The sequence below is a fragment of the Paenibacillus sp. KS-LC4 genome (genome assembly GCF_036894955.1).
Classification (GTDB): Bacteria; Bacillota; Bacilli; order Paenibacillales; family Paenibacillaceae; genus Pristimantibacillus.
The window spans coordinates 459,396-473,317 of sequence record NZ_CP145905.1 but is presented as its reverse complement, the minus strand read 5'-3'; the positions used below and the strand labels follow the sequence as shown (position 1 = coordinate 473,317).

The following is a 13,922-nucleotide window of genomic DNA, read 5'->3' as shown; positions in this document are numbered from 1 at the left end:
TGTCATTCCGGCACCAGTTCGTACAGCTGTGCGAAACGCGGGCCATCGGTGAAAAATACACGGATGAAGTCCTGCTTGCCGACCTCGATTGGCGGCAGCACATTCCGCCCGGAGGCGAAAGCAGCGGCAAATGGATACATCATGCCATCATCCTTGTTTGCCGGATAGCCGCCCGTTTTTTTCACATAACATAATACATCCTTGGCAATCGGCACCTCCGCCGTCACCTGAATCGAAACCGTCTTATACCGCTGAAGAAATCCGGTCTTCTGCTTGACGGAATAGCGGATCTTCGCTCTGCCGGCGCTCACATCCAGCTCGCTTTGGCCATCGCTCTGCAGCCAGATGACTTTGCCATCCTCCGCTCCCTCTTCATAAATGTAGACGGTAAAGCGGTAGCGCCCGATGCCCTCCAGCCGTATATGATAGCCGTTGTTTGACTTGTATTCAGCCCTCGTATAGAGCTTTAATGATGCAAGGTCCGGCGTTCCTCTGAATGCCGCCTGCTCAGCCTCCGCCTTGCCGATATAAACCGCCTCGACGCCGCTCGGCCACAGCCATTGCAGCGTGCAGCGGTCGCCATTCAGCGTATGAGTCAAGCCTTTGATTCGCGGCGAATCGCCCTCTGCTTCCACAAATCGCATCTGTCAATCGCCCCCTAGCTGACTTTTAAAATCCATGGTTGCGGCTATCCTTCGCTCTTCCGTCGCCGCCAGATGTTCCGCGCTCCCTTGGGACTGGAGCCCCGCGGCGTCTGTCGCTTACCGGACGGCTATTCTCCCTAATCGGCACGATTAAGGTGAATAAAGAGATCATAAGCGCAAGCAGCGCAATCGCCACAAAGCGAGTGAACGAATCACTGAGAGAATGGCCAGACAGCCACGCTTCCAGCAGGAGGCCAGACAGCAAGCCGCCAACTGCGCCGCCGATGCCAAAGCTGCGCGCCAAATAGCGATTGTCGAAAAACAATCCGATCGCCACGCCCAGCACACCACCGATCAGCAGCATGGAGATAACGCGAACGATTTTGTAAAACGTTGCATCGGCCATCGGTCCTGTGCGCTCGGTTACGAGCGTACGATCATCAATCGTCTCGTAGATCGTCTGGAAGGCCGTAGATACCTCCGTTGCCTTCTGCACATCGTAATAAGCACCGCCTGTTGACTCAGCGATGTTGCGCAGCAAATCCGCCCCTCTCGAATCTACGAGGCTGAGGCCGACCGAATTAATAGCAATCTGCTGCTCCTTATAGAGCGCCAGCTGCGGAGCCACATCGGATTCGCTGAAGCCATCGGACAGCAAAATCACCATCGTACCGCGTTTTGTATCCGCCTTCGCTTCAATCGTATTCAGCGCTTCCTCCAGCGCGCGGCTGAAATCCGTACCGCCATCCGTCGGCACAAGCGAGTCAATCGCCGTACTAATTGCCGCCTTATTGGCAGCCGAGTCGACGCTCGTAAACGGCAGCACCTGCTGCGCCAAATCGCTGAAGCCTACAATCGCAACGCGCTTGTCATTGTCCATCTGGTCAATCAGTTGCTTCGCCGCCACATAACGCTGATTGTCCGGGTCCGTCTCCGCCATGCTGCCGGAATTGTCGATGACGAGGACGATGTCTTTCACCTGCTTTAATCCGCCAATATTCAAGCCGTAAAAAAATTGCAGGCCCAAGCCCGCTACAAATAGCAGCGCAAAGGTCGCCGGTACGAACAGCTTCCATGAAAGCCCCGTGTACCGCTGGCGCCAGGATGAGCCGTTCAAATGCGGATTGACCAGCTCTGCAACAAAGCAGCCTAGCCCGATAAATAATGCGAGTACGCCAAAATATAAGCCCATAAGAACCGAACGCGGCATATCGCCCGTCCACTGCGTCAGCATCAGTTCTCCGATGGCGTAGCCGATGAATCCCCCTATTAAGCTAAACAACAATAGTAGCAGGTTTATTTTTCGCTGCATGTGTATAGCATCCTCTCTTACGTGCATTCGGCTTTTTCGCTGTGCCTCTAGCGCAGCTCCGGCAAGCCTGCCGGGTCCACGCCGTGGAACGCATAGCCGTTCTCTCTATATGTCTCGTAATACACCTTGCCATTGCGATAATACAACAGGTCTTCCAGGTGGAAGCCACCCATCAGATTCAGCTTCTCCACACCGCTGCTGCGCTTCTCGTGAATGCAGCCGAGCTTGTAGATTCGCGACGTTTCGTCGACGCCAAGCGCGTACTGCACAAATTCGCTTTCCGCATCGCCGAACATATATTTTTCCTCGTAGCGATGCTCATGCGTGTAGTCCAGCAGCCGAACGTTAATCGATGCGTTCTCCTCCAGCGTCCGGTAAAGGCGCTTGAACAAATCCTCTTTCGCCAGCGCTTGGCGGTTCGTGTAGTCAATCGTCACATTCGCTCTGCGAAGCAGCTCCTCCTCAAACGTCTGGGCGAATGGCTCCGCCGTCAGCACATGCCTCAAGCCTAGCTGCGCGAGCTTATTCACGTAAGCCTCATTGCCCTGCTCCAGCAGCTCCGCCGCAGAGCCGAGATAACGCTCATCAAACCAGATGCCTGCACCCCGTTTATCCTGAACCTCCAGCACGATATCACAAGTTACCCGAGCATAATATTCAAAAATATTTTGCCCGATGTAATCGTCAGCGGTCTTGATGCTTTGCAGCGCCGTCTGCTTCATGACGTCTGCCATATCCGCCATCTGCTTGACGCGCAGCCGGTACAGCTCATGAAGCTGCTCCAGCTCATCCGCCAAGCGGCGATACAGCGACAGCTCCAGCTCAAGCCGCAGCAGCTCCCACTTCTGACCATACACCAGCTGAAAAAAGGCACGGATAAACGAACGCAAATTTTGCTTATCCATAAAAGGCAGCCGCTGAATGCGGACATCCTCCGCGCGTCCCGACTGCGTGCGCCCCAGCTCCTCGCGCGCCTGCTCCACGGCAATCGCCAGCTCCTTAATACGGCTGCGCACACCTGCAAGCACACTGCCATCGTCGCCGCTTGGCTCCGTCCAAGCACATAGCTGGTAGAAGCTAATGTCAGTATGCTCCCGCTCGAACTTGGCAACAGCACGGCGCATTTCCGCTGCCGCGCCAAATTCGGACAGCCGCTGCTGCGCCGTGCGGGCGAAATGATTATGGAAAAAGACGGAGGCTCCGTCCCCAAACAGCGCCTCCTCAGCGTCCCGCAGCGATAACGGCTTCAACTGCTCATAACGAACGCCGGAGGTTAGAAGTCCCGTCATGTCGGCAAGCTGCTCATCGCTCGGCAGCAGCTGTAGCAGCATCGCATCGACCGAGGCCGGGTCGATGCCGAAGCAGGCAAGCTTCTCCCGCATGCTGAGCTCAGGCTCCTTCGCCAACAGCTCGGATAGCTGCATATGAAGATGATACAGCACCGTCAGCGCAATCGAATAATTCGGGCGCTTCACCTTGGACAGCCCCGCCGAGACGAAGCCTTGCCTGCCTGATTCCGTACGCAGGCTGTTCTTGAACGTCGAGTTATTGTAGCCGCCGTAGGCTTCATCTGCCTGAGCATCCTTGCGCTTGCGGTTTTTGAGCAGCTGAATGTGGCAAATAATATCGTAATTGTCTCGAATGCCGTTGACGGCGGTCATGCCCTTCTCGTTGCGGTCCGACAGCACATAGACGAGATCGAACAGCGGTGACGGAGGATGAACGACCGGAATCGCCAGCCCGTCGCCCGTCACCTCAAGCAGCGCCGAGAACGTATAATCCGGCCGCTGCATCCCTTCCAGCTCGCGCAGAAAGCTCACGCCAATCGCGCTGGCGTGAGCGAAGGTATCCATTTGCTCACGCTCGCTGATTAGCGTATAAAGATCCATCTGCACGGATTTGAACGATTGCTGAAAAATCGCCTGTGCCAGCAAGGAAATATCCGGCACCAGCGCATTCATCGGGTCATCGGCACGCGTAATAACCGCCAAATGCAGCCGATCAAAGGAGGCATACAGCCTCCCATAATCGGCAATCGTATCACTGACACCGCGGAGCGCGCGGTTTAGGTCAGCCAAGTAGCCGGCATTGCCGCGGAAGGCTTCCCATAGCTCCTTGCGCCCCGCCTTATGGTCGCTGCCGAGCGGCGACAAGCCGCTGAGCACAACCTCTGTCACCTTGGCGGTATGGGCGGCGCTTGCCGCCTGCCGTCCTTTCCCGCTAGCGGACGCGGCGTGAAAATAAATGACGCCGGCGCTATTTTCCCATTTCGCCGCATTCATCTGTATCATCGGCTCAATCGCTTGGCCCGCCTCGTCGCCAATATACAAAAATACAGTCGGATAATGAATGATGCTCTGATCGTCTCCATGACCGCTGAGCATTTGCTCGGCAGCCGCATAATCAGCTGCATACCGCTCCAGAAGCTCTCTCATAGGCCTACTTCAACTTTCTGCGTATGTCGTTTAGTTTGCTCGTCATTTGCTTGTAGAATTGGTACAAATCTTCTCCGTTCGCCAGTTCAATTCGCTCGTATTCCAGACGGTCGCGAGCGTCGAGGAAGGCATTAAACAGCTCATCCAGCTTATGAACGAGCAGCTTCGTATCCTCCGTCGCCGTCAAATCCGTCACCCGGCGCGATGCTTTGCGCAGAAGAGCGGCACGGCTTTTCTCATCCAGCCCTCGGAAGCTCTCGAACACCTCATGCTCCACGAAGCTGCTGCTCTTCATCAGATTAGCGAATGGCGCCCACGCCTCTTCCTCTGGGTCGCGGTCATAGACGTACAGCGCGCCTTTCTTCACAATCGTTTCCGTATAAAGCGCCTCAATAAATTGATCCAGCCACTTTTCCTCATCCTGATGCAGGCTCAGCAGCTTCTCAAGCTCGGCAACCTTATCGCTAATCGCGTCGTATTTCGCCAGTTCCTCGCGCACACGCGCCAGCAGCTCTGGCGAACGAATAAGGTTTTCCTGCGCCAAATCTTCATTCAGGCTGCCGAAAATATCCTTCACTCCATCCGGTGCCAAGCCTTCAGCCAGCAAGCGGCGAAGCTCAATGACGGCACGCTTTACTTCGCCAAGATTCGGCTTAGCGGCAGCGGCCTCCATATTGTAGGAGCTAAGAAGCGTTTGCAGCTGGAAGGGCTGGGTGAACTGCACCGCATAACGGCTGCTCATGCTGTTGTCGACGCCCTTCTCGCTAATAATCCGATACCCCAGCGCACGCTGGAATTCGGCGCGAACGCGGGCATTATAGCCCTTCACCCTCGCGTTGCTGTACGTATCGCCCCATGATTTCTCAGGAATTGGCGAAGGCAGATTCGTCCAGTTAACCTTCTCCGTCATGACGAGATGGCGGCCGACGCCTTCCTTATCGAGAATCGTCCGTTCATAGCTTTCCTCATATACCTTGAGCGGCGTATAGACGAACAGCGGCACGCCGTTTTTCGTATTCAGCCAGAAAATCCGGTTTTTCACTTCACTCTCTTTAATGGTAAAATGCGATTTGCCTACAGCATTGCTCTGGTAATTGCGAATGCCCTTGAGTATGCTTGGCGCATGCTGCGGCACCGATACGAAGCCCCATGAAGGGAAATGCAGGTTGCCTGAGCTGTTGCTCAAATTGAATACCGCAACCGCCTCTTCATCCAGCTTAGTCGCTATAAAGCGCTCGACAAATTTCTCAATGGACTCGTCATTGCCATATTTCATAATAAGGAAATCTTCCATTGATCTCGTAATCAAATCGCCGAATTTATCGGTCAGGAAGTTGGAGATGGAATTAACAATATCAATATCCTTCTCCTTCACCCACTGGTCGGAATGATCGAGCAGCCCCTGCGAGAAGTCGCGAATGAGATCATCGACATCCTTCTTATCCATAATGCGGGCGATCACATCAGAAATATCTGGCACACCAACTAAATTCCAATAGTAGGTTTTGTTGCCCTTGTGATCGGCTTGCTCGTCTCCATTGATCAAAATATCGCCATTTTTCGCAAAAATGCCGTTCAGCACGTTCAGCACTTCGGTAAATACGCTATAGAAGCGATTATTCTCGTTGTTCAGCAGCTGATATAGATCCTCATAGAACTCAATCATCTGCTCGGTGCGCTCTACATCGGCGCGCAGCCAATATTCATTGATTTTTGCTTCGATGTAGCTGTTTTTCTTCTTGTCCTTGGACACGAAGGCACTCTTCGCATCGCCCATCCGCTCCTCCGCTTGAATGCTGGCCGACTCAATGTCGCGCGGCAGGCGCAGCAGCGTTTCGCGCAGCACTTCAATATAGGATAGCAGCATTTTCAGCAGGCAGAAGCCCTTCTCGGTATGCAGCAGGCGTGACACGTAAAACGGCCCCTGCTCTGGATGCAGGAAGGTACGGCGTATTTGCTCGGTGAACTGGCCGACGATTTCCCCTGGCAGCTGCTTCTTCGCCTTCACATATTCCTCGCGGGCACGGGCTAGAAACGTCTGCTCCAGCTCCGTATCCATGTTAACCACCTGCATTTTCACTACATTGCTGTAGTTCAGACGCTCGCTGTTCTCAAAGCCGGGAAGCGGCTCGGGCACGCGCGACTCGAACGTCTTGATCATCGTATCGAGATCAATGCCTAGCTTGCGGGCGAATTTCTCCACATCGTCCTGCGTCGGTGCCTTGTGGAACATTTTGTCCATTTTGCTAAACAGGCGATACGCCAAAAAGGTCGTCATCTCCTCAATCGGCAGTACCGCCGATGAAGCGCCAATAATGTTGTAATCGTAGTTCGCCGGATACTGCTTGTTCATTTGTGCAATATTCGTGCGAATGTTGCTGATATAGTCATGAATAGCAAATTCCTCGCCGGATTGCTTATCCTCGCTGGCCATGAAGTTCGTAATATTTTCCGCTGTCACGTTCATGCAGTAGTCATATGCGTTCTCCAGCAGCTTGCCCTCGGTATTCGTTGCCGAAATCAGATGGCAAAGGTTAAACGGCGGAAGCGGCGAATTGACGCTGAGAATGCTGCCGTATTGCTGCTTGAAGCGCTCGCCGCGGGCATCAACATTCATCCAGTAGTCGAGCTCCTTGAGCGCGGCATAGCCATTTTTCTTAATATATTCTCTCGTATGCTCGCTTAAGCTTTTGTTCGCGAGATTAATATCCGGCGTAAAAAGGTACCCCAGCGTGTTGACGCGGTCAACGCCAGCCGAGCCATGATCGCGCTCAATTATACCGCGCACGATATATGAAATATCAAGGAAGCAGCCGCTGCCCGTACCGCCGGATAGACCGGTGAGCAGGAATACCATCAGCTTTTTGCTTGTGCCGACGGAAAGCGTCTTGATTTTTTTATCAATGCTTTGCACAACCTGGTTGATCTTTGTAAAAAGCAATAAACGTCCTGCCTGACGTACGCCGGCGGCACCGTTCATGCCATCGGTAATGCTTAGCTCTGGCGACAGCCAGTCCGTAATATATGGCTCTAAAATGCTGCGATTTTGCAGCAAGCCGCCGACTTCGGCATTGGAGAGCAGCACAAACTCATTGATTGGATCAAGACCAATGCCTTTATATTTTTTGTTGCGGTCCTGTTCATTGGTCTCAAAGGCTAGAAACTCCACGTTATTTGGCTTTTCCAGCTTGCGTTTGGACAGGGGATCTTCCGGCAGCTTAAAGCGGCGGTTGATCTGGTATTTAAGGCGCAACAGCGCATCAATGCCTGTGCCGCCGAGGCCAATAATGAGGATCGGATTATCAATCGTATCGACGCGAATTTTTTCACTGACGATACCTCCGCCTAATGAAACATCTAGCTGCTGGATATGTTCTCTAACAATCGGCTTCATTGTTCTACCTCCAAATGGTATGAATCATTGCTGTAATTGCTATATGGCTGTATGGCTGTATGGCTGTATGGCTGTTTAGAAGGATAATGAGAAAGATGGTGAGAAGGAAGCTGCATTGTAGGCAAAGTTTGACTTCACTTCCGATCTCCAAACGTCCTTCCCCCTGAATTTCTATTCATGATTCCCCGAGGAGGAAATTTAAGAGTTAACGGCATATGGTTACGAAGCTGCTTTCCTAAGGGAAGCTTTAAACGAGCGCTAACGCTTCGCAAGGCTAAGCTAATCTTTTCATTTCATCCCAGTCCGCTTTTCTCACCATTCTTCCCGCCGGCCCTATATTGCCGCAAAAGCTTATCTACAATAGACGACCGCAAGGCTCCTCCCCCCTCGCAAATCCTCTAATATTTTTTCTCCATGCCCCTTATGACTGAGACCTGCTCCTTGTACAAAGAAAGACTTGGCGGACACAGGAGACGCTATATCAACTAAATGATGGGTTAGTCATAAGCAGCGGACTCAGGAGCCGTTAATGCGCTGAAAATGGCTATTTTGACGGAATAATGGGTAGGATAACGGCTTTCCAGTCCGCTTGCCCCTTGAAATCGCCTTAAAAACCAAAATAGCGGAATCTCAGTCCTTCAAAAAAGGAGTAAGTGTCCTGAGCGACACGATCTCGGCTATAATCTCAGCAAGCCGACTCCAGATTGCTCACACTCCCTAATTTTTGCACTCCATCTTTTATCTTTCATCTTTCTGCTTTCATCTTTGTGCTTTCTGCTTTCTGCTTTGTGTTTTCTGCTTTCATCTTTCTGCTTTCTGCCTTGTGCTTTCTGCTTTCATCTTTCTGCTTTCATCTTTGTGCTTTGTGTTTTCTGCTTTTATCTTTTGTCTTTACATCTGTTAGGTTCACGGGGTGATCTCCCCCGCTAGAACCCCCACGGTTTTAATGTTCTTTAAAACCATGGCGGTGAAAGGGGGAGCGCAGCGAAGTGAAAGGTTTGAGCTGGAGAAGCGGAGCGTTCGTTTTTGTCCTTGGAATTGTACCGCTCGGCGGTTTATTCAACAATTCCAAGGGCAATGACGATCGTAGGCCAAACCTTTCACGCCGCGCAGCTCCACCCTTCACCATCCCCAGCGGTTTTACGAACCCTAAAACCATCACACTATATATTCGATAAAAATCGTTTTATCGATCTGCTGCAAAGGAATGGTCAACCGCTCCCCGCTCTTGACCTCAAGGCCGCCGCTGCCGCTGGCATCAACCGCACGACCGGATTTCTCCACCGTACACGGCGAGCCATTACGAAGAACAAGGCGGTCGCCGTTGCCCGGTACGAAAATGAGCTTCTCCGTTTCCTTCAGCTCCGGCGCCAGCTGCAGCAGCTGATGCAGCGAGAATTTGCCGCGGAAGGCATTCAGCTTTTTATATTGCGGGAACGTTTTGTCGCCCGTATTCTCATCGCGAATCTCTATGATGATCTGACCGACAAAGCCGCGCCGCGCTTGCTTCAAGTAACGCATAATGAAATATGCAGCGACCAGCAGCGCTATTAGAACAAGCGCTCCGATAATGACGGGAATGAGCGGGAATGGCTTCTCGCTTTCCGCAGCAGTCCCCGTGCCTGTGCTCGCCGAAGCGCCGCCTTTGGCACTAATTTTTACGGCGGCAGTTTCACGGTAGAAGCTTGCCTCCTCCGCACGAACCTTCAGCTCATAATCATGCTTATCTGCCACCTTGTAGGTGCCTTCAAAATGATCACCCGCATTGCTCAGCTGAACTTCCTCTGTCGTGCCGCTATCCAAATCATTGACGTACAGAACCGCCTTCATGTTGCGATATTGCTCTTGATCACTTAACTTGCTCCCGCCGCTTACCAGATAAGCGTTAATAGGAATGCTGTCTCCCTTGCTGTATGACGAGCTTTGCAGCTTATCCATCTCCAGCGCCAGATCATAGTTGAAAATAAGATTGATGTCGATTTTGTCGCGATCCGCCCCCTTCACTTGAAGCGTCCAATCGCCCTCCTCCGGCTTTAGCAGCTTCATTAAGGAATACGTTTTGGAAGTGGAGAGCAGCACCTGATCGCTTGGAATGGCTATTTTATTGCCCGCCGGATCAATGAGCCTTGCCTCAACCTGCTTGGAGGATGTAATAGATATATTCGCCTCAAGCACGTTGCTGTTTGGTACCGTGATTTTGACATCCTGATAATTGCCATCCGCTGTAAAAGAATCGACAGGCACGACATTCAGCTGTGAGTGGCTGGCGAAAATTTCACTTAGAATTTGCGGCAGATCAGCCGCTGTATTTGTGGAAAACGATTTCCCGCCCGTTTGTTGGGACACGCTTTCCAGTGCCGCTTTATTCAGCTTGCCATCCGCATTCAGTCCAATGGTATAGACGGGATAGCCCTTGCTGGTCGCTTCCTTGAGCGCCTCGGCCATATCGGCATCCGAATCGGCCTGCGTGCGTCCCGACTTCGAATTAAAATCATTGTTTCCGTCCGCCAGCACGATGATCAAAGGCTCATGATCGGGGTCGGCACCGTCATTCAATATTTGCACTGCCTCTTTCACGCCGACAGCGATGTCGGTATAGGCCCCTCTTTTGAGCTGGTCGATGAACTGCTTGAGGTTCGTCTTATCCGCAGCCGAGCTAATTTCGAGCAGCGCCTTCTCCCGCTGGATTTGATCGGTATAGGATACGATGCCCACCTGATCGCCCTTTTCGGACAGCATGTCGATGAACATCTTCATCGCCTCATTGCCGATGCCGGCCGGATCACTTGTGCTCATGGACTGGCTGACATCCAGTACCAGAACGGCGTCGATTTGCGAGCTCTGCGCAGCTGCATGTGCTGGAGCGGGAGCAAATCCGGCTAGTGGAAGTAACGTTATAAGTAATAACAGGGTGAGGTAACGATATATTTGAATCATCTTCTGGCTCCTTCTCCACAAATTAAGCATATTGGTCCTTGTTGTCTCAATAATGATATACTGTCAGTATACCTGATAGAATGGCTTAAATCACTTCAAGCATAAGAGAGGACTCGCGCTTATGGTTACATACGTATGTCTGGGAATATTGTTTCTTTTCGTCTTACTCCGGGGTGTCCACTACTATAATCAGCATAAGAAAGCACCCACGCCAGAGCAGCTTGATCAGCTTGCCTTAGCTATCTTTAAGAGCAACGACCGGGGGAACTCATGATGAAAAAAATACCCGTTCAGCTGAATCCCTACATTAAAACACGACAAGCTTATGAAAAGCTTAAAATTTGCCGCAGCTGCGGCCGCTTCACTATACTTGGCTACAAAACCTGCCCCTCCTGTGGGAAATCCTCCCTCATTAAACTGGAGAAAAAGGCGCTGTCGCTGCAACGAAGCAGCATCGTTAAGGAAACTATTCTCATCCTTGCCCTTGTTGCCGCTGGAATATTCTTTTCGGAGTCAACTTTGCAGACAAGTCTTTGCGCCGCTGGCGGCGTAACGTCTCTCGCCCTGTTATGGATGATGCGCCGAAGCACGCGTGCCGAGCGGATTAGCTTCCAATTAGGGAAGCTGCTGCAAAGAGAGTCGTTTAAGCTGGTGGACGGGCTGCGGCTCGACCGCGAAGCCGCAATCGCGGTATTTCATAACGGCGAGAAGCAGCGAGCATATGAGATGCTGCGCGAGATCGGCACGCTCGTTCGCACGGACCAAATTAAGGTAGAGCAAATTTTGCTGCTGCAATCATTTGTACTGCGCAAAGATATGGACCTGATGCTGGAGCCGCTGCTGCTCGACCACTTCAATCCGGACCTTGTCCAATATATGGGCGAGCTTGCCAAGCTGAATCGAGGCTTGCTGAAGGAGAAAGCGTTCCGCTACGCCCTCATTCATGAAGCGCAAATTTTGCGAATGAAGGGCGGGGAGCCTATTCTCGTCGGCATTGCCGGTGCAGCCGTTCGCTTGAAGCGCTACGTCATTTTATACCCGCATCTGGTTATGCGCTATGCACGCAAGCTGCCGAAGGACCGCTTTCTGCGGCTCTACAATGTCATTCGCAATAACCCGCAGCATAATTGGGGAGCGCTTGGCGCGGAGGTTTCCGAAATCTATAATGAAAAATACAAATGGGACACTCAGTAAAGCTGGAAAAACTTCCTTTTCTCTATACTACCTATTTTTAGGTAAAAAGAATAGCGCAAACCCGGCTTTTGCTGTCGAAAAAAAGCAACCCTCGTACGTTTGGACGCCATATTCACAAAGGGATTTCCCAATTACGGGAGAAAGCGCGTAAGCTCGCGCGGCAGTTGCATTTTTCGGCAGTTTCACACTAGTTTTAGCGATTCGACACTACCTTTGTCACCCTAGCAGGGAGTACCTCATCCACCACGAATACTTAACAGCAAAGACGAATGAAACGAGGTGCTCGCTAATGAATCTGTTAAAAACGAAAGATGCTGCCAGACAGCTCGCTGTGAGCGAAACGACGATCAGACGCTGGGTTGCCCTATTTCCCGCCTCCTTTAGCAAGGATATGTTCGGTCATTATATTTTTGATGAGCCTGCTTTAGAGAAGCTGCAAAGCGTAAAGACGAAGCTTGAGGCGGGTGAGCTGCTTCATGAGATGACCTTGCCTGCGCTCATTCAAACGGTCGATGTCACCGGGCTTCAGCAAGTGGCTGCCAGTGCCGCTGATGCTTCCGCTCAATTTCCCGCTTTCGGCCTGGAGGCTGCGGAGAACAGACTCGATTCCGCCTGTGATCTCAAAAATCCGCAGGAAGAGCTGGCAGAACGCCTGGAGCGCATAGAAGGAACGTTAGCGCGCAAAGCAGACGAGGTCATTGGCGTTCAGCTGCTTCATCACCGCGAGGAGCTGGAGGAAATTCGTCAAACGCTTAATCAATTGGCGGCTTCCCTATCGAGCATGCAGGAGCGCAATAGGCAGCTTTCCTCGCTTGTTGCTCTGCAAAATGCTGCAGCGAGCATGGAGCGCAAGCAGAATAAGAAAAAAAATCTCTTCCGGCTGCCCTTCTCCTTCTTCTGAAAGCGGCTCCTGTCAGCCCGTTATAAAAAAGCCAAGCCACCCTCTCCCAGAGTACAGGAAGAGAATAGCTTGGCTTTATTGTTTTGCTTGCCGCTTCGGAGGGCTAAAGTGTATTGACAAACCGCTCCAGCTCATTAGCTACCGCAAACAGGCTGGCGCGGTTTTCAAATTCATCCCTCGTCTGCGGCAAAGGCAGCAGCTTATGATATTCGCGCACGCCGCGCAGCATTTCATAAAAATAATCGTAACGGTCTTCTCGTGAAGACTCTGCCTCGCCAACATAAGCGCCGAGCTGCTCCATACATTCGCCAATCCGTTCACCCTGCTCCAACTGCGAAGTAATTTGCGAGACCAGCGGCAGCAGACGCTCCAGCAAATCATATTGCTTGCGCTTTTGCTCAAAATATTGACGATAGCTCGGCCCTTTCTTGAGTGATCGGTAATTTTCCGCATCCAGTTGGGCAATTTGGCTCGCCTTCCGCAGCACCGTTTCCAGCTGCAGCAGCTCATTTCCATCCCACAGCGTATACCCCTTCTTCAAATAACAAGCATATTCCTTGAGAATGACGGCAATATAACGCTCCGTCTCCTGCTTGTAGCGGGTCATTTCCTTATCAATACTCGGCATGTAGCTGTTAACCAGCAGCGCAACGCCAAGGCCAATCACGACGACGAACAGCTCATTGAACAGAAAAGATACCTCGACCTTGCCATGGACAAATACATGCATCATAATAACCGCGCTGCTTGCTATGCCTTCATGTATGCGCAGCTTCACGCAAAACGGAATGAACAACAGCAGCACGACCAAAAAAGCATACGCATGGTAGCCGAGCAATTGAAACATGAGCATCGAGAAAAGCATGCCCGTCATACAAGCAAGAAAGCGGCTGATGGCTGCTTGATTCGACTGACGGCGAGAGCGCTGAATACAAAGAAGCGTCAAAATGCCCGCTGCCGTAAAGTTTTCAAGCTGCAAATAATGGGCGATTAAGATCGACAGGCTGACGCCAACTGCCGTCTTAATCGTCCGAAAACCGATTTTAATAACTTTCACCTGATTTCATTCCAGTTGTAGGGTATGCTCGAATCATAGCATACATGC

8 protein-coding genes are annotated in these 13,922 nt (G+C 51.7%); 2 read left to right on the top strand and 6 right to left on the bottom strand.

Features of this window, described 5'->3' with window-relative positions:
- Positions 1-2 precede the first annotated feature (2 nt).
- The 5 genes from V5J77_RS02090 to V5J77_RS02070 all read right to left on the bottom strand — a co-directional run bounded on the left by V5J77_RS02090 (position 3) and on the right by V5J77_RS02070 (position 10,722).
- Complete coding sequence (locus tag V5J77_RS02090; protein WP_338554139.1) at positions 3-644, bottom strand: beta-mannanase; 642 nt, start codon at positions 642-644, stop codon at positions 3-5.
- A 25-nt stretch (positions 645-669) separates the two neighbouring features.
- Positions 670-1,956: a vWA domain-containing protein gene (locus tag V5J77_RS02085; protein ID WP_338554138.1), complete on the bottom strand. Its 1,287-nt coding sequence runs from the start codon at positions 1,954-1,956 to the stop codon at positions 670-672.
- 47 nt (positions 1,957-2,003) lie between these two features.
- Positions 2,004-4,391, bottom strand: a complete 2,388-nt coding sequence (locus V5J77_RS02080; RefSeq protein WP_338554137.1) for a transcription initiation factor TFIID — start codon at positions 4,389-4,391, stop codon at positions 2,004-2,006.
- Positions 4,392-4,395: 4 nt separating this feature from the next.
- A complete protein-coding gene (locus V5J77_RS02075) occupies positions 4,396-7,785 on the bottom strand; it encodes a tubulin-like doman-containing protein (protein WP_338554136.1) in 3,390 nt (1,129 codons plus the stop codon).
- Positions 7,786-8,943: 1,158 nt separating this feature from the next.
- The gene (locus V5J77_RS02070; RefSeq protein WP_338554135.1) at positions 8,944-10,722 is read right to left on the bottom strand and encodes a vWA domain-containing protein; all 1,779 of its coding nucleotides are present in this window, start codon (positions 10,720-10,722) and stop codon (positions 8,944-8,946) included.
- A 270-nt stretch (positions 10,723-10,992) separates the two neighbouring features.
- On the opposite strand from V5J77_RS02070, the gene V5J77_RS02065 reads away from it, so the two are divergent.
- Both V5J77_RS02065 and V5J77_RS02060 read left to right on the top strand, forming a co-directional pair.
- Complete coding sequence (locus V5J77_RS02065) at positions 10,993-11,916, top strand: hypothetical protein (RefSeq protein WP_338554134.1); 924 nt, start codon at positions 10,993-10,995, stop codon at positions 11,914-11,916.
- A 289-nt stretch (positions 11,917-12,205) separates the two neighbouring features.
- A complete protein-coding gene (locus V5J77_RS02060) occupies positions 12,206-12,817 on the top strand; it encodes a hypothetical protein (protein WP_338554133.1) in 612 nt (203 codons plus the stop codon).
- 103 nt (positions 12,818-12,920) lie between these two features.
- Here V5J77_RS02060 and V5J77_RS02055 read toward each other — a convergent pair whose 3' ends face one another.
- On the bottom strand, positions 12,921-13,874 hold the full coding sequence (locus tag V5J77_RS02055; RefSeq protein WP_338554132.1) for an aromatic acid exporter family protein: 954 nt from the start codon (positions 13,872-13,874) through the stop codon (positions 12,921-12,923).
- Positions 13,875-13,922 lie beyond the last annotated feature (48 nt).